Genomic DNA, 26,645 nt, shown 5'->3' on the forward strand with positions numbered 1-26,645 from the left:
TATAGAAACCAAGATGAATTAAGGAGATGATTCCTTGCAAGAATTGCTGAACGACCCATACATGAACAACTATCCGGTGTTCCGCACGTTCTGTGAATTGAAAAGTCTAGTATTACGAAAACAGGCACTCGCTGCCTTGACCCCGTTTCTTAAAACGGTGGAGACATGGAGTTTTGAACAACGACAGGAATTCGTGAGCTGGCTATACACGCATGACGAATCGTCCGAGCGATCCGACTCCTATAATGTGTTCGTGTATTCGCTCGTCACGAACGTGCTACGTCCGACGCTGTTCGAGTGGAAGCAGCGCTTTCTAAACGACCCTCGCCCACATCGCTGGCTGCAAGAGTATGAACAGGCTTTCGCGCTCGGTGGAGTGACCGAACAGATTGCGGTCCAAGCGCTTATGGATAAAAAAATCCATGCACTTTGGTTCGCGTTTCATCACATTAACGAAGATCTCTATCTCGGGGAGGTCGATGAGGACAGAGGTATCATCATGGAAGCGAGACAGCTGAACCAGTCTGTATTGAGTGAAGAAAAGCAAGTGGAATATGAGGCAGAACTTAGTTACTATAGCGACTTGCTGGCGGATTGGGTGACCTACACTCAGACAGAGTCAAAAGACGAAAGCTTTCTCGACTGGTGTGAACGGAACGAACGAAATTATCCGTTCACGGAAAGCTATTATTATGAGGAGTAAATTAAAAGACGCTCAAGGGCGTCTTTTGCTGATTGCATTTTAGATTCCAGCCTCCATCAAATAGCGCTTCAAGTCGACCTGTTGCCGCAAATGATGCCGGGTATGCATCTCGATGAGGTTGTAAAACCGCCATGGAGAGCTTTGACGTCAAGGTTCGGCGAGCGGTTTTGATTCAGTAGAGGCGGGACAACGCTCGATTTCATCTGCATACTCTAAAGCCACTGCGATGATATGGTCGTACATCTGCCCGATTGACCAGACGCCCGTTGCTGCCTCGTAGCGCTGTTGCCGTTCGGTGTAACCGTTCAAGTCTGCTTTGAACTGGTATAACGCTGAGTCCGCCATGTCCGACCTCCTTCGTTTTGTCTTTGTCCAGTATGACACGGGGGCAAAAGACGAGATTTTCAAACGACGGCGACATTAAATTCTCCGAGGAGCGGGTATTCATATACAGGAACGAGAACTTCCTTTGGCGAAATGGATAAGCAGGACTAACGATGGAGGGATGTATATGTCAGAATGGCTCAGTTGGGCCAAACGGCTACACGCGTTGTCACAGGCAGGATTGACATTCACGAAAGACGAGTTCGACCGGGAACGCTATCTAGAATTGCAACAGATCGCGACCGAGATGTTCGAGCGGCAATCCAACCTCGCGCTTCAAGAGATTACGGAGTTGACGCACGTTGACGGTTATCCGACACCGAAGCTCGACGTACGTGGTGTCGTGTTCCAAGAGGACCGCTTGTTGCTCGTCAAAGAACGCTCAGACGGTCGTTGGACGCTCCCTGGTGGTTTCTGCGAGGTCGGACTGTCCCCAGCAGAGAACATCGTCAAGGAGATTGAGGAAGAGGCTGGTTTCGATGTCGTGCCAATCCGTCTCGTCGCTTTGTTTGATATGCATCACCATCCGCACCCGCCTTTGTCCCAACACTATTATAAACTGTTCATCGAATGCGAAGTGATCGGGGGCGAGGCGCAGGCGAGTCAAGAGACGAGTGACGTCGGCTTCTTCACCCGGGACGATTTACCGCCGCTCTCGCTTGCCCGCAATACGCTTGAACAGCTTCATATGTGTTTTGAGGCCCGTTGGCAAGACGACTGGGTCACCGTGTTCGATTAAGGGGAGGGGATGACTTGAAGGTCACACGTCTAGAACATGTTCACCAGCTGACGTTTTATGCACCAATCTTACCAATCAACGTGCAATTGATTGAGAAAGAACTTGGGCTCGTCTTGATCGATACCGCCTTGGAGCGGAACGCGGCAGACATCCTCGCATATATCGAGTCGCTTGGACAGCCGCTTCTCGCGATTCTGTTGACACACGCCCATGGAGACCATGTCGGGGGTGTCGATGCGATTTTGAAGGCCCATCCCCATGCGGAGCTATACGTCTCACGCCGGGACGCCCGGTTGCTCGATGGGGACCGAACGTTGGACCCGGACGAGCGGAATTTGAAAGTGAAAGGTTCTCTCCCGATGATCCACTCCTTGCCTGATAAGTTGCTAGATCCGGGGGAGCGTCTGTTTGGTCTGCGTGTTTATCCTGCTACAGGCCATACGCCGGGGTCTATCGCTTATTTTGACGAGGCCCACCGTATATTGTTCGCTGGTGACGCGTTTCAATCCCATGGGGGAGTCGCGGTGGCAGGGGATGTCAGACCGCTCTTTCCGCTCCCGGGGATGGCGACATGGGACAAGCGGGCAGCGGTCGAGAACGCCGAGCGGTTGATCGATTTGGCGCCGCGGCATACGTTCGTCGGTCACGGAGCTGAGATCGCCGGGACGCATCGATTGTACCGGGCGCTCAAACGCGCCAAACGCAAGCAAGCACGGTTATTCGCAAGATGATGCCGGAGGTGTAGGATGATGGAACTGCGAGAGATTCAGACAACACATTATCGTTCCGCGGAGCAAATGCTCGAGATTCAGCGAAACGCCTATGCGGTCGAGGCGGAATTGATCGGGTTTGATGAGATCCCGGCCCGATATGAGACGGTCGAAGTGATCCAAAACTTGCCGGGCACGAGTTATGGCTTGTATAACGACGAGCGGATGATCGGATTTATCACCATTGAAGCGGCCGAAAATACGGTCGAAGTCACGAAATTATGCATTGATCCGACGTATTTCAGGGCGAGGCTCGCGACGACATTGCTCGAACACGTGCTCAGCTTGCACGAAGATAAACTCGTCTACGTCCATACCGGAAAACATAACGGACCGGCGAAACGATTGTATACGAAACTCGGGTTCGAACCGAGCGCCGAGTTCGAACCTGAACCGGGTGTCACGTTGATTCGATTTACTCGGACGTGAATCCTGGCTCAACTTTCACATTCCGTCTCACTTCTTTAAGTATACTAAAGAATTGAGACGGAGTTTTATTTTCACTGATAATATATGTTATGTAAACTAATAAAAAAAGCAGAGAAAATCGATGTCAGATGTGACGTCTCTCCTCTCAGCTGCAACTCAGAAAATCTTGTACCAATACAACGTCATGTCGATGTTCGGATTGCCGGTCTGTTTGAGTGTATCGACACCGGCGAGCGCGAACCCTTCTTTCGCATAAAATCGACACGCGATCACGTTATCGTTCTGCGCTTCGAGTGACAATCCGAGCAACGATTGCTCTTTTGCCCACGTCTCTGCAACACCGATTAACAAATGACCGAGCCCGCTGTTTCGATACGCTTTCTGCACAGCGATGTTCTCGATATATGCAAAACGGTTCCAGTCTCTTGCGACACGGATTTGTCCGATACAAGTCGTCTCGTCGAATGCCAAGAATACTTGTTTGTCCTCACGATTGATGTACTCAGACCAGTCCAGTGAATCGTCCGGGAATCTCGTCTCATAAACTTTCTCATATAACTGTACCTCATACATCCAAACTCCGTCTCTATAGCTCGGAATGATTTTTCCGATGATTGGAAATGAATCATTTGCCTCGTTCACGACGCTGATGGAATCCTCATTTAACGTTTGAATCGAGATATCTAGGAATCCTCTCATTGGATCTTTCTCCTTTCGGCCGCTCCTATATCGTCTCATCAGACTAGCCATACAGTGGCGGTTATGAAATCAAACTTGGAGGTTCAGTTGACAATACTTCGACTACATCATGTGATGTCAAGAACACATAATGGTGAATATCATAGATTTTTTCGTAAATGTTGTCTGCCTCTTCAGCTAGCCATTCCAAATAGTTTGAATCGGTCACTCGGAAGAGTGTCCACTCGCCAAAATAATCCGTGTCATAATGTTTATATAGATGGTCTAGCGTTTTTAAAAGCGTTCCTTCGTCTGTATTTCGATACGAAAACACAAGTCCGTCAAATAAGAATGTATATATGTTCTCATCCGCATCAGTAAACACGAGTTTTAATCCGTCTTTATCATCAATTAGAGCCTGCAATTCTAGTTTAGCCGGCACCTCTTTATTCACGCTCCATCTTTCCCATTTCGCCATTCGCATCCCCTTCTTTTATTGTGATCGTCTCTCACGCACATTACATACCCATAAAGAATAGGGTCATGAAATTCTAAAGCGATAACCCGAGCGGAATGATGGATAAGATGGTAACCTATCTTTTCTTCATGAATAGTCCAATCAAAAGTGTGAGTAAGCCGATTATTAAAACGACGATCATAGTCATAAATGTCATGGTTGGTCCATCCTCCGGAGCTAGCTTATTTTAATTGGATTCAAAGGTAGCTGCATACCACTCGCATTTTACATGATTTGCTATATCCGTATGAAAATCCTCTTTTTATAGTTTCTTTAGAATAAGTCATAACCAATATTAACGGTTTGGTGACTCAATTTTGTTCATTTTTGAACGTAGTTAGTACCCACCCGCTCAAATCCTTTTTATACTGATTCATATCTGTTTCGTTTATATGGATAAACTGTGTCACTTAACTGAATCGTTCATTCAAGGACGTGTTAGCGCTTTATGTATTTATGTTTCAAATATAATTTATCGCCTGTTTCAAAGTGTTTAGGAGTTGCCACAGGACTAGTGTCATGCTATTTTTAGACAGATGATAACTTAAGGAGGAACTTGAATGAAACGTATGACAAAAGGTTTGGCAGCATCCCTATTACTCGCTGTCCCGCTCGCGGCGTGTGGTGATTCTAGCACCGATCAGGCCGAGACTTCGCGCTGGGACGAGATTCAAGAGAGCGGTACGCTCACAGTCGGGACGGCCGGTACGCTCTACCCTGCTTCGTTCCGGGCTGAAGAGAGCGACGAGTTGACAGGATTCGATGTCGAGTTGATGAAAGAGATCGGGCAACGGCTTGACCTCGAGGTGCAGTTCAAAGAGATGGCTTTCGACAACATGTTGACGAGTGTCCAGAACGGGCAGGTCGACGTCGCGGCGAACGATATTTCGGTCACAGAAGACCGCAAAGAAAAATTCGCGTTCTCGACGCCGTATAAGTACACGTACGGGACGGCCATCGTCCGAAAGAGTGACCTCTCAGGCATTGACTCGCTCGAGGACTTGAAAGGCAAGAGAGCCGCTGGTGAAGCGACGACCGTCTTCATGGAAGTTGCCCGTCAGTACGGAGCAGAAGAAGTGATCTATGATAACGCGACGAACGATCAGTATCTCCGTGACGTCTCAACGGGGCGGACCGATGTCATCTTGAACGACTACTACTTGCAAACGCTCGCCCTCGCCTTCTTCCCGGAGTTTGATATCGCCATCCACCCGGATATCGCCTACAACCCGCAAGAAGTCGCGTTCCTCATGGAAAAAGAGAACGATGAGTTGCAACAAAACATCGACCGCGTTCTCGCTGAGATGCTTGAAGACGGTACGGTGAAAGAATTGTCGGAGCAGTTCTATAACGGCGCGGACGTCTCGGTCGAGCCGGACGTCGATGCGACGATCGTCGAATTGGACTGAGCATGTTCGAAGGAGTGAAATGGGAGGCGATCTTTGACGCCGACTTGGCCATCCGCTCGTTCCCGTATCTTCTCGGCGGGCTGCCGAATACGCTCTGGATCTCATTCGTCAGCATGTTTTTCGGACTCGTGCTCGGGCTCATCCTTGCCCTCGGTAAGCTGTCACCATCGCGTTTGTTGCGCTTCCCGTCGACGTTTTATATCTCGTTTATGCGCGGTGTGCCGATTTTGATCATTTTGTTTATCTTATATTCAGGATTCCCGTTCATCGGGATTCAGTTTGCGGCGTTGACGGCGGCGATCATCGGGTTCAGTTTGAACTCGGCCGCCTATATCGCCGAGATCATCCGGGCCTCGATCCGGGCAGTGGATAACGGACAAATCGAAGCGGCCCGCTCGCTCGGGATGAACAAGTGGCTGACGCTCAAAGGTGTCATCTTGCCACAAGCGACACGGATCGCGCTTCCCCCGCTCTCGAACGTGTTTCTCGACTTGATCAAAGCGAGTTCGCTCGCGGCCATGATCACCGTCCCTGAGATCTTCAACAAGGCGAAGATCGTCGGGGGGCGAGAATTTGACTATATGACGGTCTACTTGGTCGTCGCCCTCATCTATTGGGGCATCTGCACGTTCATGTCGTTCTTCCAAGACTGGCTCGAACGGCATTTTGAACGCTATTTGGATTCACCGAAACGATGACGCTGCTGTCATCGTTTTTTCTTTTCGTATCATACGAGCGTTTGAATGTGCTATGATTTTCTTAAATATTCAGAAAAAGACGGGGGAACTACAAATGATACAACCATGGACCACATATTTGAACGACCAGGTGATCGGACAGTCGAAAGCCATCAAGCTGTCGACGATCGCCCTCCTTTCTGGCGGACACGTACTCCTTGAAGACCGGCCGGGGACCGGAAAGACGACACTCGCGAGAAGCCTCGCCTCTTCCGTGTCTGCTGCCTTCCAACGGGTGCAATGTACGCCGGACACGCTTCCGAGCGATATATTAGGGATGGAGCTGTTCAATCCGACGACGGGCTCGTTCGAGCGCCGGACCGGACCAATCTTCACATCGATCTTGCTCGTCGATGAGATCAACCGGACAACGCCACGGACGCAGTCGGCACTGTTAGAGGCGATGCAGGAACGCCAAGTGACGCTCGGCGAAGTGTCACTTCGTCTGCCGGACCCGTTTTTTGTCATCGCGACACAAAACCCGTTCGACGGGCAAGGCACGTTCCCGCTCCCGCAAGCCCAGCTCGACCGTTTCTTGTTCAAGCTGTCACTCGCACCGTTATCTCGCGAGTCCGAGCGCCGGTTGCTGCGTAATGAACATTTGAGCGCGGCGCCGTTCACGTTGAAGCAAGACGAGCTCGCCGAGATGCAACAAGCGGTCCGTGACGTGACGTTCCACGAGGCGATAGAGGATTACCTTCTTGATTTCGTCGAAGCACTCCGCCATCACCGGGACATCGAGGTCGGGCCGAGCCCGCGGGCGACGCTCGCTTACACGATGGCGGCCCGGGCCCATGCATTTATGGACGGACGCGATTACGTGTCACCAGAAGACATTCGGGCGCTCGCCATGCCGATTCTTGGCCATCGCGTCGTCTTGACAGTCGAGGCATCACTGAAGACGAAACCATCGAAGCTGATCAAATCTGTCCTTGAGACCATCGCGGTCCCATCAGAGGTGTGACATGCAACTCGTCAGCCCTCGCTACCTCGAGTCCGGGTATATGTGGCTCTTGTTCGTCGTCGGGGTGTTCATCGCCTTGTACGGCAACGTCTTCCTCGCGAGTGCGATTCTCGGCTTCAGCCTCTATGCGCTCATCATGCCGGAGCTGTTGTTCCGTCTCGCCGATCACGTGCATGTCGATGTGACCGACGAGTTGAAGCTGTTCCCGGGTGACGAGGAGACGTATACGATCAAGCTTCTGTCGACGGCCCCAGTGCCGCTCGGCGTCGTCCGATTGTCCGGTTACTTGCATCCGACCGTCGATTCGGAAGACCATGCGTTTTGGCGCCAAGAGAACTATGTCGGCCGCGAGGCGGAAGTCGCCTATACGCTCCCGCTCAAGGCAATCAAACGCGGACCGATCCGAATCGAGGCGATCGGCATGGAAATCCGAGACCCGCTCCGCATGTTCTCGCTCTATAAAGAAGAACCGCTCGACCGGATCGGCTACGTATTCCCGGAATTTTTACCGTACCCGATCCCGAAACGGCCTCCGACATTGCCCGGAGAAGAGATGGTGCGCCATAGCGCCTACCGGGATCCAGAGACGTTTCAATCAGTGGCGCCGTATCACGGCCAGCCGATGCGTCAACTGTATTGGTCGGCGTATGCGAAGACGGGCGAACTGCTCGCCCGGACCGAGCAACCGGTTCAGGCGAATGAATACGTCGTCGTCCTTGACTTGTTGACGAAAGACGGACGCGCCCTCACCCATCAGATGGAACGATTGATCTCACAGGCAGCAGCGCTATGTCGCGACTTTGAGAAAGAGAATGCGAGTTATGGACTGATCGTGCCGACGCTCACGAAGGACGGGATCACGTATGACCTCGCCCCGGGGAGCGGTGAGACACATTTCCGCAAAGTGATGACAACACTCGCTTGTCTATCGGAGCGGGACTTCCCGCTCGCGCGGTCATTATTCGAACGGAAAGTCGCGAAATACGGGGGCAGCCAGTCCATACTCCGGCTCGGAGGTGATGGTCGATGAAATGGTTATGGTGGGTGTTTGCCGCGTTTTACGTCGGTCACGTGTTTCCGCTCGTCTATCTGTTCACCCTTCGCCTGCCTCGTAATTGGCAGCTCGTTACCCAGACGGCGCTCAGCGTCGCGGCATTGTTCTTCTCGTATGAGATGAGCATTACTTTATTGTTATTCACGTATGTCCATACCTTCATCCGGACGCTCGACTGGACGGACCGCTACGCGATCGCGAGCGTTCTGTTCCTCATCGTCGATTGGTTGTTCCCACCGGCGTCGCAACCGCTCGCGATGATTGCGTTTCCGTTCCTGTTCTTGTTCTGGCAACGGAGCCTCTATTACCGACGGGATTACAAACGGATGTTGTCGATGCTCTTCATCGGGCTCGCCGTCGGTCTCGTCCTCGCCCTGCTTCTCCGAACGGTGAAAGAGCTCTTGTTCGGGGACTTGGTCGCATGGGTCAGTCCGTTCCTCATGTGGCTCGGCGGTTGGTTCGACGGCATCACCCTCGACCCATCGGATCGGGTGAACCGTTTCATGGTGCCGGACAATCCGAACCTCGACGCAGAGACGATGACGAACGAGACGTTTTTCGAGACGGTGTCGAACCAGTCGATGCTCGTCCTCGGATTCTTCATCATCTTGCTAATCGCTGGAATCGCACTATTCTTCTATCTACGAAAGCGGAACGAGGTGCAAGAGGACGCGGTCGTCCCGAGACACGCCCACACTCCGCATACACGGGCGTCACGTGCCGTGCGGACACCGAAACATGTACGACTGCTCGATGCCGGGAGACGTCTTGAGAAGGCTCATCCGCGTCATCGAGAAGAGACGGCCTCCGATTGGCTGACGCGCATCCGGTTCACGGACGCCCCACTGTTTGCCTCCTGGCTCGAGGCGGCCGAATACGGGGAGAAAGACGCGCCGGGTCCAATCGTTGAGGCGTTCGAACAACATGTTAAACAAGTGCTCAAACAATAAGACCAGCGTGACCTCTAGGGGTTACGCTGGTCTTTTGTTATAAAATCGGGCTGAGCAACCGCGAGACGCTCTCTTTGAAGCGGATCCATTTCGTCCGTGTCTCATAGCGTTCGATCGTCAGTCGCTCAGCGCAGGTTTTGTCTCGTTCAAACGCCTCGATGACCGAACGGGCGACCGTCTCGTCATAGACAAGGGCCGAGATCTCGAAGTTTAAATGAAAACTTCGGGCGTCGATGTTCGTCGTCCCGATCGAAGCGACCTCGCCATCGATGACGAGCGTCTTCGCGTGCAAGAAGCCACCCTCGTACGTATATACGTCTGCCCCATAACGGACGAGTTCGGCCGCGTTGGCGTACGTCGCCCAGTAGACAAACATATGGTCCGGTTTGTTCGGTATCATCAAATGGATTTTCGTACCGGACATGAGTGCGATCCGGCAGGCGTCTAAGAAACTCGCGTCCGGGATGAAGTAAGGCGTCTGGATGTAGATGCTGTCTTTCGCCTCGGTGATCATCTTGACGAGCATGTTCTTCAAATGCTCGGTCGTCGAATTCGGGCCCGACGTAACGATTTGGACCGGCGTCGCGAACGGATCGAGCGTCGCTTGTGGCCAGACGAGCGCTTCCTTCTCGGTCTTCTGCCTTGTCGGGACAGAACGGTTCCAGTCAAGGAGGAAACGTTCGAGCAGCTCGCGAACGGCTTCGCCTCGTATGCGCAAGTGCACGTCGCGCCAGTAGCCGAATTGTCGATTCGTCCCGAGGTACTCGTTCCCGACATTGAAACCACCGATGTAGCCGATTTCTCCGTCGATGACGCACAACTTTCGGTGATTGCGGTTGTTGACACGGAAATTGATGCCGAGACGTGACGGGAAGAACGATTTGACCTCACCGCCATAGGCGAGCAGTTGTTTGAAATGATGGCGCCGCAAGCCGCGTGACCCGACCGCGTCGTACAGGAGACGAACGCGCACGCCTTGTTTGGCCCGTTCTGTGAGGGCGGCGATGAGCGCTTGGCCGAGCGAGTCGTTTTGAATGATATAGTACTGGATGTTGATCTCACGCGTTGCCGACTCGATGTCGTGAAACAGCGCCTCAAACTTCTGTTCCCCGTCATGAATGACTTGAATGGCATTATGATACGTCACGAGGGCGTTCGTCGACAGCAAATTCAGCCGGGCGAGACGTCGATATTTGGAGAGGAGCGGGTCGCTCGTGAACAAGTCTTGCCGTGCGTCTAATTCGTCGAGCTGATCTTGGACGTGATGGGCGTATTCGATCCTTCGCTCTTCGTCGACTTGATAAAAATTGTTCGACTTGATCAAGCGGCCGAAGAAGATGTAGATGAAGAAACCGACGAGCGGTAAAAAGAATAAGACGAGAAGCCATGCCCACGTCGAGCCGATGTCCCGTCGTTCGAAAAAGATGATCGTGATGGCGAACGTCATGTTCAAAATGAGTAATAGGATTCCAAACACACTGATGATGACTTCGGTTGTGATCATGATCGCTTCCCCCTTCTCTTCCTTTCATACCCGTTCTCACCATTCAGTCGCCATCATAGCCGCTTTCAACGAGGAGAACACAAAAAAACACCGCGCCTGCGGTGTTTTTGGGGTCGTACGAATTAGTTTAAGATTGTGATTTTGACAGATTGACGACCAAATTGAATCGCTTGTTCTTGTGTCGGCATCAAGAGGTCGATTTTGTTCCCTTTGATTGCGCCGCCAGTGTCTCCAGCGATGGCTTCGCCGTAACCTTCAACATAAACTTTAGAGCCGAGTGGGATGACTGATGGGTCAACCGCGATGACTTTTTGGTTCGGGTTCGAACGGACGTCGATTCCTGTAGCTGTGATACCTGAGCATCCTGCACAGTATGGTGTATAGGCTGTGGCTTCAACTGTCATCGTCTTACCCGAAGCCGGAGCTTGAGTTTGCGTTGTCGACGTAGACTGTTTCGTCACAGGTGTAGATGTTGAAGCTTTCGGCTTCGCTGCAGGAGCGTCGTTCGCTACTGATGCAGCGGCTGCGCCTTTCACTGCGAATTGTTGACCTGGGAAGATAAGATCTGATTTAAGACCGTTCCATGTCATCAATTGGTTGACAGTGACGCCGTTGTTAGTCGCGATTCGATACAACGTGTCGCCTGCTTTAACTGTATACGTTTTAGATGAGTTCGAAGCTTTTGCTTCTGCCTTGCCAAGTTTCAATACTTGGTTCGGGAAAATCATATTAGAGTTTAAGCCGTTCGCTTGTTTAATGTCGTTTACAGAGACGTTGTTGTTCACGGCGATACGATACAATGTATCTCCAGACTGAACTGTGTGTGTTGATGCTGCCGAAGCTGGAGCAGCGACTCCTAAACTAAGGCCAGCGAGTGCCGTTAGTGTCAATAGTGGTTTTTTCATAAGAATATTCCTCCCTTTTCTAACGCTCCCTAACTGTAACACCTCTATATTTCACTGCGATTACAGCGCGATATGAGAGTGATATCAGTTCAGTTACAGAAGGTTATCGGTGATAAGTCAAGGAAGAGATTCTTACAAAACGGATACAAATGGCTTTGTTGAGCCGTTTCACGGTATACTAAACGAAGAAGAAAGGAGCGGATAGTCTTTGGAACTATTACTGCTATATTACATTGTGACTAATTTCCTAGCTTTTATGACATTCTTCGTTGATAAACGACGGGCAAAAGCGAACGCGTGGCGAATTTCGGAAAAAACGTTGTTGACGCTCGTCTGGATCGGCGGGGCGTTCGGGGCGTATATCGCGATGAGGCTGTTCCGTCACAAGACGTTGAAGCCCGCCTTTCGACTCGGCGTGCCAATCGCCATCTTGGTCCATGCCGGCATCACGGCGTATTTCATCTTCTGACGCCATTATATAGAAGAAACTCGGTATGGGATTATTTACGCGGATGGATATAAAATGTCTGATTCGTCGTCTGTTTAGGCAAAATCGAATTATCGGGACGGTGGCAATCAGAAAGAAATGTTCTATTGTTGAGGTGGGATGAGAATGAGAGACACACAGACGATTTTTTATATGGAATGGTCCGACGAACACGTCACGACGGTCGGGATAGACGTGACGACGCATTTCCATGCGTACGTCGTCAGGCAAGGTCGCGTCGATTTGCTGGTCAATGGAGAAAAGATTCGGCTTGAATCAGGAACGGGGCTCCTCGTCGCGCCGGGGCAATTGATGAAACGCACCGGATCGGCCGATCAGACTCGTCTCGTTGAAATCAAGGTCGACCCTTATGATCTATTCGCCCCCGTCATGGCGCAACAGTATGTGACTCCTTTTTTGAACATGCCACGTTTGACGAGAAAGCAGTTGTCACCGACGAACCGTCACGAAAAGGCGGTACTGGATACGATTGATAAGACGGCACGGACGCTCAAATCTGATACACCGTTCTCCCGTCTTGATGCCGTACTACAATCGACCGTGCTCTGGCGTTATTGGATTCAACAACCAACCGATGAACCGAGACGAGTGACGGGGCAAAATCGGATGACGACGATGATCGCTCATATCCATGATCACGTGACGGAGCGCCTGACCCTCGAGCAAATCGCTGCTGCCGGCGGCTTGAGTCGCGCGGAATGTTGTCGCTATTTCATGAAATGGTGTGCGACGACCCCGCTCGCGTACGTATGTGACGTCCGCATGGAAGCGGCGGCCCGTCAGTTGCGGGGGACGGGCGATCCGATCGCTAAGGTCGCAGAGGACTTCGGCTACTCGAGCGTCAGCCATTTCGTTCAAACGTTCAAGAAAGTACATAAGGTCACGCCTCTCGCCTACCGTAAAGGAAAGAGGGCACAGTAAAAGCCGACAAGCGTTTGTCGGCTTTTACTGTGTTTAACGAGCTGTCCAACCGCCGTCAGCCTTCAAAACGTCGCCATTGACGAAACTTGAATCATCCGACGCGAGGAAGAGCGCAACCTTGGCGATTTGCTCCGGTTCACCGATCGGCGCCTCCCCTGCCCCTTGGATGGCCCGCATCCCGAGCTCGCTCGGCGCGGTGATCGTGGCACCGATATTCGTATTGACCCCGCCCGGTGCGATGGCGTTCGCCCGAATCTTATTGAACGTGCCGTATGTCGCGGCGATGTTTTTCGTCAATCCGATCAGTGCGTGCTTCGAGGCGACGTAGGAGGCACCGCCCCGTGTCCCGAACAACCCGCCGACCGAGGCGTTATTAATGATAACGCCGCCTGACTCTTGTTTGTCCATAATCTGAATCGCGGCCCGGGCCAGTTTCATCGGTCCGGTCAAATTGACGGCGAGGACCCGGTCCCACACCTCGTCGGTCACTTCGCCGACAGTCAAAAAGTTGTCCATAATGCCGGCGTTGTTGACCAAGATATCGAGCGAACCGAACGTGCTCGTCGCCGTATCGATCATTTTATCGATATCTTCTTGTTTCGTGACGTTCCCCGAAACACCGACAGCTTCCCCGCCACTCGCTTTAATCTCTAAGACGACTGCCTCGACTGTATCCCCGTTCATGTCGACGGCGACGATGCGCGCCCCTTCCTCGGCAAACAGTTTGGCGATGGCGCGCCCCATTCCTGACCCGGCCCCGGTGACGAGCGCCGTTTTACCCGATAATTTCACACCGCATTCCTCCTTGTTGAGACAATCAACAACGACAGAGAAAACGACATGTGCATGTTGCTCACGTGTCATTAGTCTATACCCGTATTTGGAGGAAAACGTATCTCTGTTTGGAAGAATATGCTTCTGTTCAAGTAGTTCGTCACGTACAATGGAAAGATACAGATATTGGGAGTTGAAAGGTGGGGTTTGATTGGGTGGTTATTATGCAGAAGTGATCGGAAGTGGGACACCGATTTTATTTTTACCGGCCGGGGGATTCACTGGAGAAGAAGGCCGCTCGCTCGCTGAAAAGCTACGCGACGACTTTGAGGTCCATTTGCTCGATTTGCCCGGATTCGGACGAAGTGAAGGGATTAGACAAGTCGTCGATGCCAAACAGATGGCGGATTGGGTCAACGATTACGTCGTGACACACCGACTCGGGTCGGTTCATGTGATTGGACACTCCCTCGGAGGTGCGGTCGCACTCGCTTTTGCCGTTCATTATCCCGAGCAAGTGAAGCGACTCGTATTACTCGATCAAGGACACAAGGCGTTCCCGCGCGTCCCGTTAAAAGAATATGGTATTTTTGGACTTCTCGTCCCGCTCCTGAGCGGGATTTCTCGCCTGCTAGGCCCTCGGGTTGTAGAACGAATTGAAAGAAAGATGGTCTCAGACGAACGAGCACAGCCCATCTCAGACGAACGGTTCCAAATGTTTTGTACGAAGACCGGTCTAACCGAACGAGATGAGATTCGACGCGCATTGGATGCACCGGCCAAGCTCGGACAAGGCGGATTGAATCTGTTGTTCGGTTTCTATCGCCTTGATGTGCCAACGTTCACGCGGTCGCTTCAGGTCCCGACGTTACTTGTTTATGGGGATTTTATCGGACTCGACGATAAAGAGGCCCGGTTGACGCAATCCGCCATTCTAGATTTGCGGGAGCATGAGCTCCCAATCACGTACATCCGAATGACAGGTGGCCATTTCGTCCATTGGAACCCGGCGTTCCCGATTGAACAGGTGCTCCAGTTTTTACATTCTCAGAAAATAAGTGGTCTTAGATAAAGCGTCAGCAAAAGATTGTCCTGATCATCGTGTCCGTACTGTTGCTGTCTGCTGGAGTTGCTTGGGGAGTTGAGAAGACGAAGCAACCCGAATTGCCTGAGGGAGCGGAACCGATTCTCACCTACGACCTGGCTGACCGTGACATGGGTCTTCGCTTTTTCACGCAACGTTATGACGACGAATGGACCGATGATTTGACCTCGCCTGGCGTCGGCGTCGAGATTACGATTAAAGGCCATATCGAGTATATTTCTTCGATTTCTTTGCCCGAAGAAAATCTCATGTGGTCGACTGCCGGCCAAACGTGCGAAAATCGATCAGAATGTGTGCCCTACGATATTCTGTACGGAATCAACCAAGGTACGACGACACGCGTCATTACCGAGTTGAACGGAGAGCGGTACGAACCGGAACTCTTGAAGACAAAGGCCGGAAATGACGTCTGGTTCATTCTTGTCGACCGAATCGAGTCGATTGAGTCGATCACCGGTTATGATCGTAATGGGAATGTATCCTATGAGTTCAATCTGTTAACGTTCACAAGCGATGCCGTCTTTGTCCCGGTCTTTCGTGATGTTCGCTTGATATAGCGCGGCATCGACGTGTGGCTTGTATTTTGTTTTTCCACCTACGTTTTTGACGGTCTTGTTTTTCGCGACACCGCCTTTATACGTCTTATTCAACTCGGTGCAGTTTTTGAATTTCTTGGCCGCAGCATCGACGGATGATGTCGGCGTCACGCTCATCGTGAATAGCGCGATTCCAGCGATGGTGGCATACAGTAGTTTCTTCATCGTCTCTTCCTCCTTCATAATGAACTTTAGGGTCAGTGTTCCCTTTCATTATAGGAGGCGTTATTAGTAATTTCCCCATTTTTTAAATATGAGTGAAAGGAGAATATTGGTGCCCGATTTTGGTTTTTACATCGATACGGTGAATGATCACCTATATCATGGGCCCCACCTCGTATCGGACAATGAGAAGGTAGAGCAGCTGAATCTTGAGTTCATTGAAATGTTGTTGTTTGGTCCTGAGGACGTCCGGTGTTTGATCACGCGACATCATTCATCGCGACGAATCCAATTAGAAGAACAACGACGTGATCAACTACAGACTACGTGGGAAAAGACGTTCAAACAGCATCTCACATTCAATCCAGGATTCTTACCTGAAGATCTTCCAAACGGGTATTGTTGGACGATACCCGTTTGGCGAGAAAACAATGGTTGGTATCTTGTTTTTACCGAGCATCATTAATCAGTAGATGGAAATTTCGTAATCATACAGCAAAGGAAGAGGATTTATATGGACTTAATTTTTTTGATGCAAGACCGAGCACTCCCGTTACTGTTGCTCGCAACATTTCTGATTCTGAATATCGTGTTCGTCATCGGGATTTGGAAGCGACGCGCCCATTTCTCCAAAGTATTCCTCGTGTTCGCGAGCTCATTTGCTTGTTTCCTTGTGACATCATCGCTGATTCTCATCTTGTTCACGATGTTCTTCGGCTACAACCAGTGATGCTCTCTATCCGATGACATCCGTATCGAAATCATCGAGTCCCTCTATAAGATTCGGCGTATGATGAATGCAGAAGGGAGGGGATGCCAATGCCTGAATCGTTAAACCGCTTGATGGCGCATATCGAGCAACATTTGACTGACGAAATCACAAATCAAGACATTACTCGCATCATCGGGGTTTCCGATTACCATTTTCGACGTATGTTTTCCTACATGGCCGGCATGACACTTAACGAATACATTCGAAACCGTCGGCTATCAGAAGCGAATAAAGATTTGATTCAAGGAATGTCAGTCACGGACGTAGCGTTTACGTATGGATATCAATCCGTCGACGGTTTTTCAAGAGCGTTTCGTGACTGGTGCGGCTTTTTACCGTCAGAAGTAATCAAAAACAAGATTCAAAAATCATTCCCGAAATTCACATTCTTCATCGATATTAAAGGGGGAATTTCCATGGAATTCAAATTAGAACACAAGCCTTCATTCAACGTGGTCGGTGTGTCGAAGCGCGTTCCGATTCAATTTGAAGGGGTGAACAACGCAATCGCTGAATTGGCAGAATCGATTACAGATCAGCAATACAGCGAGATGGCGCAGTTGGCGGATCTGTATCCAAACCAAGTGCTCAACGTATCGTATGACTTCGATGAGGGGTATTTGGACGAAAAAGGATTGCTGACGCATATGATTGGCTATGCGACGACACATAGCAATCCGTATGAAGACCTCGAACAAATCACGATTGCGTCGAACCTGTGGGCCGTCTTCCCGAATACTGGGCCTTTCCCAGAGACACTCCAGGAGACGATGGCCAAGACGTATGCTGAATGGTTACCGACGTCAGGCTATGAACTCGCCGATTTACCGAGCATTTCGTACACGGAGTATGACGGTCTAACAGACGATGTTTATAGCGAAGTGTGGGTGGCCGTCAAAGAGAAAAAACTGTAAACGTGATATAGGTGCGAAAACCCCTTAGTAGAGCACATGCTCTTATTAAGTGGTTCAATTTGCTTTACAGCGGGTCACCTGACCGATTCATTAATGGCTATGAATTTTTGAATGGTACTTCTACACTTACATTTTCTTTACATAATCAATCAATATCAGTTTATGATTGACCTGATGCTGTCCCTGTCGTTTGTAGCCGAGCTTCTCATAGAAATGATGATTCCTAGTATTCAAATGAGGCGTGTCCAGGACCCATTCTTTAGCGAGCGGAAATTGTGCCTCAATCAAATTGATCAGTTCTGTCCCAAAGCCTTTATTTTGATAATGTTTCGATAAAAAAACTCGATTCAAACGATACTTCCCGTCACCGTGATCGCGTACGTCTGCTCCACCAGCAATCTCTCCATCAATCCAGATGGTGTAATGGATAAATAGTTGAATTTTCTTGATTAGACGCTCAATCGGTTCGTTGACGGGGTTCGTCTCATAATCTTCGTAGGTGATTAAATCTTCTTGAAACGCTTCTTTCTGTATATCTAACAGAACAGCTGCTTCATCTATGGTAGATTTTTTTAGGGATAACATTGTCTGTCTCCAATCGTATGTATTATCGCGTCCCAAACCTCATCAATTCATAATATTCACTGTTATCTGGTGAGATCCCCCCCATAGGGCATCCTCGTCCATGACCACATAGCCATATGTCTCCAAAAATTTACGGTACATCGGCGGAAACGTCACATTCAGTTGTTCCTCCGCCTCACGAATCGCTGCTTCCGAAGCTCCTGAACCGTATGTAAACACTTCTGGATACTTCTCAATCATCTTTACGACCCGATTGAACTTCAACTCAATTTTGTTCATCGTGTTTTCTCTCCTTCGTCTCGCACGCGTTTATAGATGTCGATGTCCCCACTTCTGAAGTCGACGCGTGCATTCCAGTTCCGGACGTCAGATTGAATGATAAACACATCGTCTGATTCCCAACGACTCGTTCCGAAATACAACGAGAACGCGTACGGGCTCGCAATCTCCTCAATCACCTTCTCTTGAAACAGTCTTATACCTCGTTCGTACCCTTCAATCCAAAACGACGCACCGGTCACCGAGACGCTCAATTTGAAAAGCACGATCCGATTGCGTTTTTTGTTCGATTTCGGTGTCTTATTCAGCAAGGCGACCAACTTATAGTCGTTCATTTCAATCTGCTTCAGGCAATACTCGATCATGTCAGAAATCGGCCGTTCCGAGCTACTCGTCTGTTCTTCTAACAACGGCACGAGCACGTCCCGAATGACCATTGCGAACTGCTGAAACTTCTCTTTCTCATCAAGCATCATCTCATACGTCTCATAATCGAACATCTCATGCGTGAACTCGTGCGTCACGAGTTGATGATGTGTGTCATCATACGTATGCGTATTGTATGTATGATTTGTTTCAGCATGGATAAGGTTTATCCCTACAAAATTAGGGTCTTTGAAACGAATGTCCCCGCTCTCCACGAAGCGTGACAACGCACGTGATAACAATTCTTCAAAAACGTATGACGAATGAATCGCTGTGATGTGTTTCTTTGCCCAGTTCCGGTCGCGCTGCGCGTTTACGCTCGAATATAAACGAATGGTAATATGACTCATCTTTATCCCCTCATTTCTCTCACTTCTCCATTATACAAAAAACTCCCTTTGACGATCATCGAGATCATCAAAAGGAGTCTGAGATTACTTGACCGGTTCGTACGCGAGCGCTTCCCCGTTCGTCTCGATGACGTGCTTGTACCAATCGAACGAGTCTTTCTTCATCCGCTCCATCGAGCCGTTGCCTTCGTTGTCACGGTCGACGTAAATCATGCCGTAGCGTTTCTTCATTTCACCCGTCGTGAAAGAGACGATGTCGATGATGCCCCATGGCGTGTACCCGATCAAGTCGACGCCGTCATAGACGACCGCCTCTTTCAGCTGCTCGATGTGTGCCTTCAAGTAGTCGATACGGGCCGCATCATGAATCTTCCCGTCGACGATCTCATCGACGGCACCGAATCCATTCTCGACGATGAAGAGCGGGATTTGATAGCGGTCATACAGTCGGTTGAGCACGTAGCGGAGACCGACCGGATCAATTGCCCATCCCCAGTCACTTGACTTGATATACGGGTTCTCGACACCGTTCGGCAGACCGCCGTTGACGATGTCACCGCTGTTGTCGGCGACGACGTCACTCTTCACGGTCGTCGACATGTAGTAACTGAAACCGAGGTAGTCGACGGTCCCGTTTTTCAAGATTTCCTCGTCCCCTTCTAAGAACGGGATCGTATAGCCTTCACGCTCGAACTCGTTCAAGGCGTAGCTCGGATAGACGCCGCGCACTTGCACGTCCGGGAAGAAGTAACGCTGGCGCATCATCTCTTCCGCGAGCATGACGTCGTCCGGGTTCGACGAGTACGGATAGATCGGAACGTGCGAGACCATCGCCCCGATCTCGAAGTCCGGGTTGATCGCCTTCCCTTTCGCGACGGCAAGGGCGCTCGCAATCAACTCGTGATGGCCCGTCTGATACATGACTTCACGCGCGTTCTCCCCTTCTTCGACGATGACGCCTGAGTTCGTCCATAAGAAGAGCGGGTTGTTGACGTCCATCTTGTTGTTGATCTCGTTGAACGTCATCCAGTATTTGACCTTGTCTTTGTAACGGTCGAAACAGACCTCCGCGAAGCGGACGAAGTGGTCGACGACGGCACGGTTGCGGAACCCACCGTACTCGCGTGCGAGGTGGAGTGGCATCTCGAAGTGCGACAACGTGATGATCGGCTCGATATCGTGCTTCAACAGCTCGTCGAACAAGTCGTCATAGAACTTTAGACCGGCCTCATTCGGTTCAGCGTCGTCTCCGTTCGGGAAAATCCGGCTCCAGCCGATCGACGTCCGGAGACACTTCAAACCCATCTCGGCGAACAAGGCGACATCCTCTTTATAGCGGTGGTAGAAGTCGATCGCCTCATGGTTCGGATAAAACTCGTTCGGCTCGACCTTGTCCGTGATGCGACGCGCGACGCCGTGAGCACCGGCCGTCAAGACGTCAACGACGCTCGGTCCTTTGCCGTCGGCGTCCCAGCCACCTTCAAATTGGTGAGCAGCGAGCGCGCCGCCCCATAAAAAGTCGTTTGGTAATGTTTTCATTGTAGTTCCTCCTTAATTGTTCACAACCGTGAGCATCACTTGTGTTGAATCTGTCATTTCATTTGATTGAACGAGTACATCGGCGTATGTCGCACTGTTCGTCACGATGACCGGTGTAATCGTCGAGATGTTATGGGCTACAATCATGTCACGGTCGAACGTCGTCAACACATCGCCCGCTTTAAAGGGGTCCCCATCTTTCACGTGCACGGTGAACGGTGTCCCGTCGAGCGTCACCGTATCAAGACCGACGTGAATCAAGAGCTCGATGCCTGAGTTCGAGCGGAGCCCAATCGCATGCTTCGTCGGTGCGACCATGACGACCGTCCCGTCAAACGGTGCTACGACCTTATTCCCGTCTGGTTCGACGGCGTAACCTTTCCCCATCGCCCCGGAGCCGAACACGTCGTCCGGAATCTCATTCAACGCAATCACTTTCCCTGACACCGGTGAGACAATCGTCTCTTCCTGAACGAGTGTTGCACTCGCTTCTGCCGTTGCCGGTGTTTCTGTCACTTCTGGCACTTGTTTGGCCGTATCTTCACCAAAACCGAAGAGTTGAATCAAGACGACCGGGAGAATGATGGCGATGGCCGTCCCGATCAGCAGTCCCCAGATTGATGAAGGGACGTCCGAGCTGATCCCGTTCACGAGCGTGAGCGGACCCGGTAGACCGGCGTAGGCGAAGTAGTACGGGTTGAAGAAACTGGCGACGATGGCGCCAATCGCCCCTGAGATACAACCGAAGATGAACGGCTTTTTGAAACGGAGCGTGACCCCATAAATGGCAGGCTCGGTAATCCCGAACAGACCGGTAATTCCCGCCGAGACGCCGACTTTTTTGGTCTCTTGACTCTTCGCTTTCAAGATGACACCGAGCACGGCACCGACTTGGGCGATGACGGCGATCGTCTGATACGCCTGAAACGAGTCGCGGCCGTATAAATCGAAGTTCGCGAGCACCATCGGCGTGACGCCCCAATGGACACCGAAGATGACGACGACTTGCCAGAGGCCACCGATGATGGCACCGGCGAGCATCGGTGCGTTTTCTGCTAAGAAGTTATACCCGTTCGCAATCCCAACCGCACCCATCGTCGTGATCGGTCCGATGACGAGAATCGTCAGCGGCACCATGAGTACCAAACTGAAGAACGGGACGAACAGTGGACGAATGACCTCGTTCATATGTCGGTTCAAGAACCGCTCGACGTAAGATAAGATCCAGACGAGGAAGAGCGGAGGCAAGACGGACGACGTGTACGTCGTTCCCGACAAGGCGAGTCCGAGGAAGCTGATCGTCTCTCCTGACGTGATGCGTGCTGCCATCTCGGCCCATGTCGGGCTGACCAATGCCGCGCTCGCCGCCACCGCGATGAACGTGTTCGTCTTGAAATGCTTCGACGCGGTGATGGCGATAAAGATCGGTAAGAACGTGAACGGCGCCCACGAGATGAAGCTGAACACTTCGTACGTCCCGGTCTCGGCGAACCCTTCGAAGAGAAGCGTCGTGATGATGAGCGTCCCCTGCAGAATCCCCGCTGCAGCTAAAATATAGATGAACGGAGCGAACACGGCAGACATCGTCGCGATGATGCGGTTGAGGATTGTCCCTTTACTTCCCTCTTCCGTCTCGTTCGTCTCCATCTTCACGAGCTTCGAGAACTCATCGAACACTTCCCCGACGTGTTGCCCGATGACGACCTGGAATTGTCCGCCCGTCTCGACGACCGTGATGACCCCTGGCATCGCCATGACTTTCTCTTTCGCTTGCGGATTCGACCGTTTCAACACAAGGCGAAGCCGTGTCGCACACCGCGCCGCATTGATGACGTTCTCTTCCCCACCGACCGCATCTAAAATGTCACGGGCGAGCTTTGAATAATCCCGAACTTTACTCAATTGAAAACCCTCCTTTGATGTAACGCTTACATTTTGTACACTCTTACTATAATTGTACCGGTACAATTAATCAAGACCGATATAAAATATTTGTGTGACCTTTTTTCTGACAGGCGTGTGATATAATAAAGACATCATGACAATGTAGATGAGGGACAAGGATGCTAAAATACCAACAGATTGCAGCAGAGATTGAGCAGTACATTAATGATCAGGATTTAAAACAAGGGGAAAAGTTGCCTGTGCTCGAGCAGTTGATGAGCCAATATGGCGTCAGTAAGAGCACCGTCACGAAGGCGCTCGAGTTGCTTGAACGTCGTGGAGTCATCTTTCAATTGCGGGGAAGCGGGATCTTCGTCCGGCGTCACAACCGCCCGGGCTACATGAGTCTGTTCTCGACGCAAGGGTTTAAAAGCAACCTCGGCGACCGCGTCTTGACGTCGGACGTGCTCGATGTGTCGATCACGAAGCCGAGTGAAGACGTCGCCAACAACTTAGGGATTGACGTGTCGGATGACGTGTATCGCGTCGAACGGGTCCGCTACGTCGATGGGGAAGTGTTTTGTTACGAGGAGTCGTATTATGTGAAGGCAATCGTGCCCTATCTGAATCGGGAGATTGTCGCCGACTCGATTTTCGACTACGTTCAAAGTGCGCTCGGCGTCACAATCGGTTTTTCTGATATGTATATGCAGGTCGGGCGACTGAACGAGACGGAGGCCGGTTATCTTGGCCTGAAGATGGACGACCCGACGCTCCGCATCGAGACGATTTTCCATCTGACGAACGGGAAGCCGTTCGACTACTCACGAATCACCTATCATTACGGGCACTCGCAGTTCGTCGTCCAGGCGAACGGGCCGTACATGTGAAAACACCGCTCGACGCGATTTGCGTGGAGCGGTGTTTTGGTGTGGTTCAGACGAGCGGTTTGCGTTTCAAATCGAGTAGCGCATCATCCGTTTTATAAAGCAATTCGTTGAACCGTTCTACCCCGTGCGCTTCGATGAACGCTTCTTCAGATGGGAAGATGGGAATGAACCAGACTGGGACTACGGTTTGTTCGTCCCCTTCGTATACATGAAACGACTCATTAAAATAAAACGGGGTCGCCACATAGATCGCTGAGAAGTTCAATCGTTTGAAAACGTTCGGGGGAAGCTCAAAATACTCACCGAGTTTGAAGGCGTGATGTGTCTCGAGCGCATGCGTCGTTAATTGCCACAACAACTCGAGCACGTCTTCATACGAACGTTTTTGCTTGAAACTCAACAAGAGCTCTTGGTGTGTCTGAGTACCGTCCTCGTTTTGCAGCGTATGCCAATGAAGGCCTAGCGTCGAGATGGTAAACGTATCGGTCATAGGGCTGTCATCAAACTGCAAGAACTGCACGGCCTGCTCTAACAAATCGTCCGTTTCGAATTGATTCGTGAACTCTCCACAATGGGATTCAAGGTGTTCTAAATAATTCATTATGTTTCCAACTTTCTTGATGGATTCTTACTTTACTATAGGTGTTTGTTCTCGATGCACCCAATCCATAATAAACCTCTCTTGGTGGCTGTTCAATGTTGGAAGTTCATGGCGTGAGAAAAAACGATGCTCGTGACTCTCTTGTCCTTCCTGCGTGAGTGCTCCTGAGAATGCCGTCGCATGAAAGATGACTTGTACACTAAAGACCTGATCTCCATTTTCATAAGAAGCATATCCTTCTTTTCCTGAATAGAGCCCAAACAAACTTAGTTGATTGACTGTAAGACCTGTTTCTTCAAACGTTTCGCGTTGTGCAGCGCTCTTGAATGTTTCACCAGGTTCCATCACACCACCCGGGATTCCCCAAACGTCATGATCTTTACGATGTTGAAGCAGAATTTGATCATTGTGTTCGATGATGACACCACAACCGACCGTCATTAATAGATTAGTTCCAATGAGGTTCCGCATGTCCTGTATATAATTCAATCTACTTCCCCTTTACAATATGAATTTCAAAACCGCTTGATTGAACCGTTCACATGATCAATAAAGTGATACACATCGTCCGCATCATGCGCCAGTAGGAAGTTTCCAAAGATATGAGGATGACATTCTCCTAAGAACGTCTCGAGTGACTGTTGAGATGTAGTTGATGAAAAAGACTGCCAAAACCTTTTTGCTTTTGGAATCTTTAATTGAGGTAACAACGTTTCTTCAATCAATTTCTCCCATGCTGCGTCATGTAGCGTCAACCGATACACCGTCTCGCTTGGAGCAATTGTACCACCGAAACAGAACGTCAATTCGATTGGATACGGCCCCCGTGTCACGTGGTGAAAGAACGTCTCATAATCCGCTGTGTCAATTGATTCAACGGATTCAATATTCTCCCCTTGGAGTGTCAACCCCTCCCGGTAATAGCTCAAGAGCCAATCCGTTCCATGTGAGAACGTGACGACGTCTTGGCGCTGGTCTTCAATGGAAAGTGTCAACCATGGGGCAATCTCCTCATGACTGCGAACAATTCCTGATAGGACAGACTCCTCTTCTATGCGTTCAAGCGAGAAACGGTGTCGCTTCGGCAACCGTACTGACGTCTTGCGTTTCACACGTAACGGGAACGTTGCGCCAGCGAGATGTCGGTAGATTAGGCGATTTGCTTCTCCTTCTTTTAATGCCTGCCTCGGTAAAATCAGCATCTCTGTCTGATGATAGTGGATTTGACACAGTTTTAAGTCCGGCTCGTTCGCGTAGTCCAAAAAACATTTTGCGAGCGTGTTCGCCGCCACAGGCAAACGTTGCTCAAACTCTGTCCATCCGTACAACTCCACGATGTCCGGCAACCCGTTCTCATCGGTGATGACATCCCAAAATGCGTCCCAGTTCATGCCATAGTGCGAAGGAAATTGTAACTGTTCTTTCAATTGTTCATGCAACTCGGTTTCCGTCGCGATGTTTGAGACGTCTAGCGTCACACGAGTGATTTGGTCTCTCTGTTGACACACCTCGATCGGATGCATCCAGACATACACCGTCTCAACGACCCCAGATGGAGCGACATCGACGTAGACATCTCGGGTGAACGGATGCAAGACGAGGTAACGTAGCGTCGTTACATCCGTGAAACCCTCACCGATTTGTATATCACCTGGATGAAACGAGAAGATGTCAGCAACTTGTCGACGAATCGAACGATACACGTCATCAAGCGCTTGGTCATAGACGCGGTCGAATGCATAACGGTCGACTTTCCATAACGTCCCATCGCTTGAACTTGATAAGTGTTCCGTCTTTTGTTCAAACTCATCCGTGTGCATCGCGTGTCGCCGCACAAATAAAGCCGTGGCCGCATCGACCTCATGCAACCACGGACGTTTTACATTCATCTTTTCCAACGCCTCCGATACAAGAGATAACCGAGCGGGAGACCCGCCAACAACGCGAGGCCAAGCATGCGATACGATGTTGACTCTGTCGTCTGAGCCTTCCCCGCCCCACCCACGAGACCATCCTCCGCGGAACCTTGAACGTTTGAACGTGTCTCGACCAAGAGTTTCTGATACATCTCGATTGCAATCGTGTCTCCATCGATGAACCGTTTCGCATCGGTCGTCAAGGTCGTCAACGTCTCCCCGTCATAGTCAAACCAGGCGTTCTCGCGCGCGGAATGGACCAATGTACCGGACACATCAGCTAAGGCAATGGCCAACTCGTCGCCATACCCGAGCGTGGAGAAGGCAAAGACGCCTGGCTCTTGCTCGTACGTACCGATGACGTTTCTTGCTTCTCCGTCCTGTAGGACAGCCGAGACGTATTCTTTGCTTGAGACGAACGTACAGGCGTCATCTGGCGAATAACAGGATTGTGCGGCCATCATCACTTCGTGCAGCGGACCGAACGAGATGGTGCGACTTTCCGTCAAGTGATAGTTACTCGGGTCGTCTCCTTCGATATGGTCGAGGACGATCGACTCGAAATGTGTTTCAGCAAATTGTTCTGCTGACCGTTCTGTCGGCGCGGCAATGGCTGACGTCGTACCGAGCGTGAAGAGCCCGGCTAAAGTGAATGTCGTGAGGTGGCGGAACATGTCTTT

Annotated in this window: 32 protein-coding genes; 16 read left to right on the forward strand and 16 right to left on the reverse strand. The window is 50.7% G+C overall.

What is annotated here, in order from left to right:
• Positions 1 to 34: 34 nt before the first annotated feature.
• The gene (locus tag P398_RS0109960) at positions 35 to 703 is read left to right on the forward strand and encodes a hypothetical protein (RefSeq protein ID WP_029335014.1); all 669 of its coding nucleotides are present in this window, start codon (positions 35 to 37) and stop codon (positions 701 to 703) included.
• A 147-nt stretch (positions 704 to 850) separates the two neighbouring features.
• Here P398_RS0109960 and P398_RS17045 read toward each other — a convergent pair whose 3' ends face one another.
• Positions 851 to 1,048 carry a hypothetical protein gene (locus tag P398_RS17045; protein ID WP_029335016.1) on the reverse strand — a complete coding sequence of 66 codons (198 nt, stop codon included), beginning with the start codon at positions 1,046 to 1,048 and terminating at the stop codon, positions 851 to 853.
• A 166-nt stretch (positions 1,049 to 1,214) separates the two neighbouring features.
• On the opposite strand from P398_RS17045, the gene P398_RS0109970 reads away from it, so the two are divergent.
• The 3 genes from P398_RS0109970 to P398_RS0109980 are packed head-to-tail and all read left to right on the forward strand — an operon-like array spanning position 1,215 to position 3,025.
• Positions 1,215 to 1,826 carry an NUDIX hydrolase gene (locus P398_RS0109970; RefSeq protein WP_024371902.1) on the forward strand — a complete coding sequence of 204 codons (612 nt, stop codon included), beginning with the start codon at positions 1,215 to 1,217 and terminating at the stop codon, positions 1,824 to 1,826.
• 14 nt (positions 1,827 to 1,840) lie between these two features.
• The gene (locus P398_RS0109975; protein WP_029335017.1) at positions 1,841 to 2,557 is read left to right on the forward strand and encodes an MBL fold metallo-hydrolase; all 717 of its coding nucleotides are present in this window, start codon (positions 1,841 to 1,843) and stop codon (positions 2,555 to 2,557) included.
• Positions 2,558 to 2,575: 18 nt separating this feature from the next.
• Positions 2,576 to 3,025, forward strand: coding sequence for a GNAT family N-acetyltransferase (locus P398_RS0109980; protein WP_029335018.1), 450 nt, complete (start codon positions 2,576 to 2,578; stop codon positions 3,023 to 3,025).
• Between the two features lie 156 nt (positions 3,026 to 3,181).
• Here P398_RS0109980 and P398_RS0109985 read toward each other — a convergent pair whose 3' ends face one another.
• Together P398_RS0109985 and P398_RS0109990 are read right to left on the reverse strand one after the other, a co-directional pair.
• On the reverse strand, positions 3,182 to 3,724 hold the full coding sequence (locus P398_RS0109985) for a GNAT family N-acetyltransferase (protein ID WP_029335019.1): 543 nt from the start codon (positions 3,722 to 3,724) through the stop codon (positions 3,182 to 3,184).
• Positions 3,725 to 3,785: 61 nt separating this feature from the next.
• Positions 3,786 to 4,181, reverse strand: coding sequence for a hypothetical protein (locus P398_RS0109990; RefSeq protein ID WP_029335020.1), 396 nt, complete (start codon positions 4,179 to 4,181; stop codon positions 3,786 to 3,788).
• A 599-nt stretch (positions 4,182 to 4,780) separates the two neighbouring features.
• On the opposite strand from P398_RS0109990, the gene P398_RS0110000 reads away from it, so the two are divergent.
• From P398_RS0110000 to P398_RS0110020, 5 genes are all read left to right on the forward strand, one after another.
• On the forward strand, positions 4,781 to 5,629 hold the full coding sequence (locus P398_RS0110000) for a transporter substrate-binding domain-containing protein (protein ID WP_024371897.1): 849 nt from the start codon (positions 4,781 to 4,783) through the stop codon (positions 5,627 to 5,629).
• A gap of 2 nt (positions 5,630 to 5,631) precedes the next feature.
• Positions 5,632 to 6,327 carry an amino acid ABC transporter permease gene (locus P398_RS0110005; RefSeq protein ID WP_024371896.1) on the forward strand — a complete coding sequence of 232 codons (696 nt, stop codon included), beginning with the start codon at positions 5,632 to 5,634 and terminating at the stop codon, positions 6,325 to 6,327.
• A gap of 94 nt (positions 6,328 to 6,421) precedes the next feature.
• Complete coding sequence (locus P398_RS0110010) at positions 6,422 to 7,330, forward strand: AAA family ATPase (RefSeq protein ID WP_029335021.1); 909 nt, start codon at positions 6,422 to 6,424, stop codon at positions 7,328 to 7,330.
• 1 nt (position 7,331) lies between these two features.
• Positions 7,332 to 8,360, forward strand: a complete 1,029-nt coding sequence (locus tag P398_RS0110015; protein WP_024371894.1) for a DUF58 domain-containing protein — start codon at positions 7,332 to 7,334, stop codon at positions 8,358 to 8,360.
• On the forward strand, positions 8,357 to 9,334 hold the full coding sequence (locus P398_RS0110020; RefSeq protein WP_029335023.1) for a hypothetical protein: 978 nt from the start codon (positions 8,357 to 8,359) through the stop codon (positions 9,332 to 9,334). The genes P398_RS0110015 and P398_RS0110020 overlap by 4 nt, the downstream gene beginning before the upstream one ends.
• Before the next feature lie 37 nt (positions 9,335 to 9,371).
• Here P398_RS0110020 and cls read toward each other — a convergent pair whose 3' ends face one another.
• Both cls and P398_RS0110030 read right to left on the reverse strand, forming a co-directional pair.
• On the reverse strand, positions 9,372 to 10,838 hold the full coding sequence (gene cls / locus P398_RS0110025; RefSeq protein WP_029335024.1) for a cardiolipin synthase: 1,467 nt from the start codon (positions 10,836 to 10,838) through the stop codon (positions 9,372 to 9,374).
• 122 nt (positions 10,839 to 10,960) lie between these two features.
• Positions 10,961 to 11,743: a LysM peptidoglycan-binding and 3D domain-containing protein gene (locus P398_RS0110030; RefSeq protein WP_024371891.1), complete on the reverse strand. Its 783-nt coding sequence runs from the start codon at positions 11,741 to 11,743 to the stop codon at positions 10,961 to 10,963.
• 235 nt (positions 11,744 to 11,978) lie between these two features.
• Between P398_RS0110030 and P398_RS0110035 the strand changes: the two genes are divergently transcribed.
• Together P398_RS0110035 and P398_RS16385 are read left to right on the forward strand one after the other, a co-directional pair.
• Positions 11,979 to 12,212 (forward strand): DUF1294 domain-containing protein, encoded by a 234-nt coding sequence (locus tag P398_RS0110035; protein WP_255313321.1) that lies wholly within the window; start codon positions 11,979 to 11,981, stop codon positions 12,210 to 12,212.
• A gap of 144 nt (positions 12,213 to 12,356) precedes the next feature.
• A complete protein-coding gene (locus P398_RS16385) occupies positions 12,357 to 13,172 on the forward strand; it encodes an AraC family transcriptional regulator (RefSeq protein ID WP_029335025.1) in 816 nt (271 codons plus the stop codon).
• A 33-nt stretch (positions 13,173 to 13,205) separates the two neighbouring features.
• On the opposite strand, the gene P398_RS0110045 is transcribed toward P398_RS16385, so the two are convergent.
• Positions 13,206 to 13,964 (reverse strand): glucose 1-dehydrogenase, encoded by a 759-nt coding sequence (locus P398_RS0110045; RefSeq protein WP_029335026.1) that lies wholly within the window; start codon positions 13,962 to 13,964, stop codon positions 13,206 to 13,208.
• Positions 13,965 to 14,157: 193 nt separating this feature from the next.
• On the opposite strand from P398_RS0110045, the gene P398_RS0110050 reads away from it, so the two are divergent.
• Together P398_RS0110050 and P398_RS0110055 are read left to right on the forward strand one after the other, a co-directional pair.
• Entirely contained in the window at positions 14,158 to 15,018 is an 861-nt protein-coding gene (locus P398_RS0110050; protein ID WP_029335028.1) for an alpha/beta fold hydrolase, read from the forward strand.
• A gap of 29 nt (positions 15,019 to 15,047) precedes the next feature.
• Positions 15,048 to 15,608, forward strand: coding sequence for a hypothetical protein (locus P398_RS0110055; protein ID WP_147287407.1), 561 nt, complete (start codon positions 15,048 to 15,050; stop codon positions 15,606 to 15,608).
• Here P398_RS0110055 and P398_RS0110060 read toward each other — a convergent pair.
• Positions 15,549 to 15,812, reverse strand: coding sequence for an excalibur calcium-binding domain-containing protein (locus P398_RS0110060; protein ID WP_029335031.1), 264 nt, complete (start codon positions 15,810 to 15,812; stop codon positions 15,549 to 15,551). The genes P398_RS0110055 and P398_RS0110060 overlap by 60 nt on opposite strands.
• Before the next feature lie 511 nt (positions 15,813 to 16,323).
• Here P398_RS0110060 and P398_RS0110070 point away from each other — a divergent pair.
• Both P398_RS0110070 and P398_RS0110075 read left to right on the forward strand, forming a co-directional pair.
• A complete protein-coding gene (locus P398_RS0110070) occupies positions 16,324 to 16,539 on the forward strand; it encodes a hypothetical protein (protein WP_029335034.1) in 216 nt (71 codons plus the stop codon).
• A gap of 89 nt (positions 16,540 to 16,628) precedes the next feature.
• A complete protein-coding gene (locus tag P398_RS0110075; protein ID WP_029335036.1) occupies positions 16,629 to 17,495 on the forward strand; it encodes an AraC family transcriptional regulator in 867 nt (288 codons plus the stop codon).
• A 126-nt stretch (positions 17,496 to 17,621) separates the two neighbouring features.
• Here P398_RS0110075 and P398_RS0110080 read toward each other — a convergent pair whose 3' ends face one another.
• The 5 genes from P398_RS0110080 to P398_RS0110100 all read right to left on the reverse strand — a co-directional run bounded on the left by P398_RS0110080 (position 17,622) and on the right by P398_RS0110100 (position 22,576).
• Positions 17,622 to 18,080: a GNAT family N-acetyltransferase gene (locus P398_RS0110080; protein ID WP_029335038.1), complete on the reverse strand. Its 459-nt coding sequence runs from the start codon at positions 18,078 to 18,080 to the stop codon at positions 17,622 to 17,624.
• A 42-nt stretch (positions 18,081 to 18,122) separates the two neighbouring features.
• Entirely contained in the window at positions 18,123 to 18,359 is a 237-nt protein-coding gene (locus P398_RS0110085; protein ID WP_029335039.1) for an SMI1/KNR4 family protein, read from the reverse strand.
• Complete coding sequence (locus tag P398_RS0110090) at positions 18,356 to 19,135, reverse strand: hypothetical protein (protein ID WP_029335040.1); 780 nt, start codon at positions 19,133 to 19,135, stop codon at positions 18,356 to 18,358. The genes P398_RS0110085 and P398_RS0110090 overlap by 4 nt, the downstream gene beginning before the upstream one ends.
• Positions 19,136 to 19,219: 84 nt before the next feature.
• A complete protein-coding gene (bglA, locus tag P398_RS0110095; protein ID WP_029335042.1) occupies positions 19,220 to 20,674 on the reverse strand; it encodes a 6-phospho-beta-glucosidase BglA in 1,455 nt (484 codons plus the stop codon).
• Positions 20,675 to 20,686: 12 nt separating this feature from the next.
• Positions 20,687 to 22,576 carry a beta-glucoside-specific PTS transporter subunit IIABC gene (locus tag P398_RS0110100; RefSeq protein WP_029335044.1) on the reverse strand — a complete coding sequence of 630 codons (1,890 nt, stop codon included), beginning with the start codon at positions 22,574 to 22,576 and terminating at the stop codon, positions 20,687 to 20,689.
• A gap of 161 nt (positions 22,577 to 22,737) precedes the next feature.
• Here P398_RS0110100 and P398_RS0110105 point away from each other — a divergent pair, with 161 nt between their 5' ends.
• On the forward strand, positions 22,738 to 23,448 hold the full coding sequence (locus tag P398_RS0110105) for a GntR family transcriptional regulator (RefSeq protein ID WP_029335045.1): 711 nt from the start codon (positions 22,738 to 22,740) through the stop codon (positions 23,446 to 23,448).
• 46 nt (positions 23,449 to 23,494) lie between these two features.
• On the opposite strand, the gene P398_RS0110110 is transcribed toward P398_RS0110105, so the two are convergent.
• Genes P398_RS0110110 through P398_RS0110125 form a run of 4 tightly spaced genes read right to left on the reverse strand, consistent with a single transcriptional unit; the run spans position 23,495 to position 26,639 of the window.
• Positions 23,495 to 24,049, reverse strand: a complete 555-nt coding sequence (locus P398_RS0110110) for a suppressor of fused domain protein (protein WP_029335047.1) — start codon at positions 24,047 to 24,049, stop codon at positions 23,495 to 23,497.
• 27 nt (positions 24,050 to 24,076) lie between these two features.
• A complete protein-coding gene (locus P398_RS0110115; protein ID WP_034799448.1) occupies positions 24,077 to 24,520 on the reverse strand; it encodes an NUDIX hydrolase in 444 nt (147 codons plus the stop codon).
• Positions 24,521 to 24,564: 44 nt separating this feature from the next.
• Positions 24,565 to 25,938 (reverse strand): barstar family protein, encoded by a 1,374-nt coding sequence (locus tag P398_RS16615; protein ID WP_235263333.1) that lies wholly within the window; start codon positions 25,936 to 25,938, stop codon positions 24,565 to 24,567.
• Positions 25,935 to 26,639 carry a hypothetical protein gene (locus P398_RS0110125; protein ID WP_029335051.1) on the reverse strand — a complete coding sequence of 235 codons (705 nt, stop codon included), beginning with the start codon at positions 26,637 to 26,639 and terminating at the stop codon, positions 25,935 to 25,937. The genes P398_RS16615 and P398_RS0110125 overlap by 4 nt, the downstream gene beginning before the upstream one ends.
• Between the last annotated feature and the right edge of the window lie 6 nt (positions 26,640 to 26,645).

The organism is Exiguobacterium aurantiacum DSM 6208 (genome assembly GCF_000702585.1).
Taxonomy (GTDB): Bacteria; Bacillota; Bacilli; order Exiguobacteriales; family Exiguobacteriaceae; genus Exiguobacterium; species Exiguobacterium aurantiacum.

Coding starts and splice junctions, on each gene's coding strand:
- P398_RS0110090 (WP_029335040.1), bottom strand. CDS start 19,135: ATGAGTCATATTACCATTCGTTTATATTCGAGCGTAAACGCGCAGCGC.
- P398_RS16615 (WP_235263333.1), bottom strand. CDS start 25,938: ATGAATGTAAAACGTCCGTGGTTGCATGAGGTCGATGCGGCCACGGCT.
- bglA (WP_029335042.1), bottom strand. CDS start 20,674: ATGAAAACATTACCAAACGACTTTTTATGGGGCGGCGCGCTCGCTGCT.
- P398_RS0109985 (WP_029335019.1), bottom strand. CDS start 3,724: ATGAGAGGATTCCTAGATATCTCGATTCAAACGTTAAATGAGGATTCC.
- P398_RS0110060 (WP_029335031.1), bottom strand. CDS start 15,812: ATGAAGAAACTACTGTATGCCACCATCGCTGGAATCGCGCTATTCACG.
- P398_RS0110000 (WP_024371897.1), top strand. CDS start 4,781: ATGAAACGTATGACAAAAGGTTTGGCAGCATCCCTATTACTCGCTGTC.
- P398_RS0110005 (WP_024371896.1), top strand. CDS start 5,632: ATGTTCGAAGGAGTGAAATGGGAGGCGATCTTTGACGCCGACTTGGCC.
- cls (WP_029335024.1), bottom strand. CDS start 10,838: ATGATCACAACCGAAGTCATCATCAGTGTGTTTGGAATCCTATTACTC.
- P398_RS0110010 (WP_029335021.1), top strand. CDS start 6,422: ATGATACAACCATGGACCACATATTTGAACGACCAGGTGATCGGACAG.
- P398_RS16385 (WP_029335025.1), top strand. CDS start 12,357: ATGAGAGACACACAGACGATTTTTTATATGGAATGGTCCGACGAACAC.
- P398_RS0109980 (WP_029335018.1), top strand. CDS start 2,576: ATGGAACTGCGAGAGATTCAGACAACACATTATCGTTCCGCGGAGCAA.
- P398_RS0110125 (WP_029335051.1), bottom strand. CDS start 26,639: ATGTTCCGCCACCTCACGACATTCACTTTAGCCGGGCTCTTCACGCTC.
- P398_RS0110020 (WP_029335023.1), top strand. CDS start 8,357: ATGAAATGGTTATGGTGGGTGTTTGCCGCGTTTTACGTCGGTCACGTG.
- P398_RS0109990 (WP_029335020.1), bottom strand. CDS start 4,181: ATGGCGAAATGGGAAAGATGGAGCGTGAATAAAGAGGTGCCGGCTAAA.
- P398_RS0110015 (WP_024371894.1), top strand. CDS start 7,332: ATGCAACTCGTCAGCCCTCGCTACCTCGAGTCCGGGTATATGTGGCTC.
- P398_RS0110030 (WP_024371891.1), bottom strand. CDS start 11,743: ATGAAAAAACCACTATTGACACTAACGGCACTCGCTGGCCTTAGTTTA.
- P398_RS17045 (WP_029335016.1), bottom strand. CDS start 1,048: ATGGCGGACTCAGCGTTATACCAGTTCAAAGCAGACTTGAACGGTTAC.
- P398_RS0110080 (WP_029335038.1), bottom strand. CDS start 18,080: ATGTTATCCCTAAAAAAATCTACCATAGATGAAGCAGCTGTTCTGTTA.
- P398_RS0110070 (WP_029335034.1), top strand. CDS start 16,324: ATGGACTTAATTTTTTTGATGCAAGACCGAGCACTCCCGTTACTGTTG.
- P398_RS0109970 (WP_024371902.1), top strand. CDS start 1,215: ATGTCAGAATGGCTCAGTTGGGCCAAACGGCTACACGCGTTGTCACAG.
- P398_RS0110105 (WP_029335045.1), top strand. CDS start 22,738: ATGCTAAAATACCAACAGATTGCAGCAGAGATTGAGCAGTACATTAAT.
- P398_RS0110085 (WP_029335039.1), bottom strand. CDS start 18,359: ATGAACAAAATTGAGTTGAAGTTCAATCGGGTCGTAAAGATGATTGAG.
- P398_RS0110075 (WP_029335036.1), top strand. CDS start 16,629: ATGCCTGAATCGTTAAACCGCTTGATGGCGCATATCGAGCAACATTTG.
- P398_RS0110110 (WP_029335047.1), bottom strand. CDS start 24,049: ATGAATTATTTAGAACACCTTGAATCCCATTGTGGAGAGTTCACGAAT.
- P398_RS0110115 (WP_034799448.1), bottom strand. CDS start 24,520: ATGCGGAACCTCATTGGAACTAATCTATTAATGACGGTCGGTTGTGGT.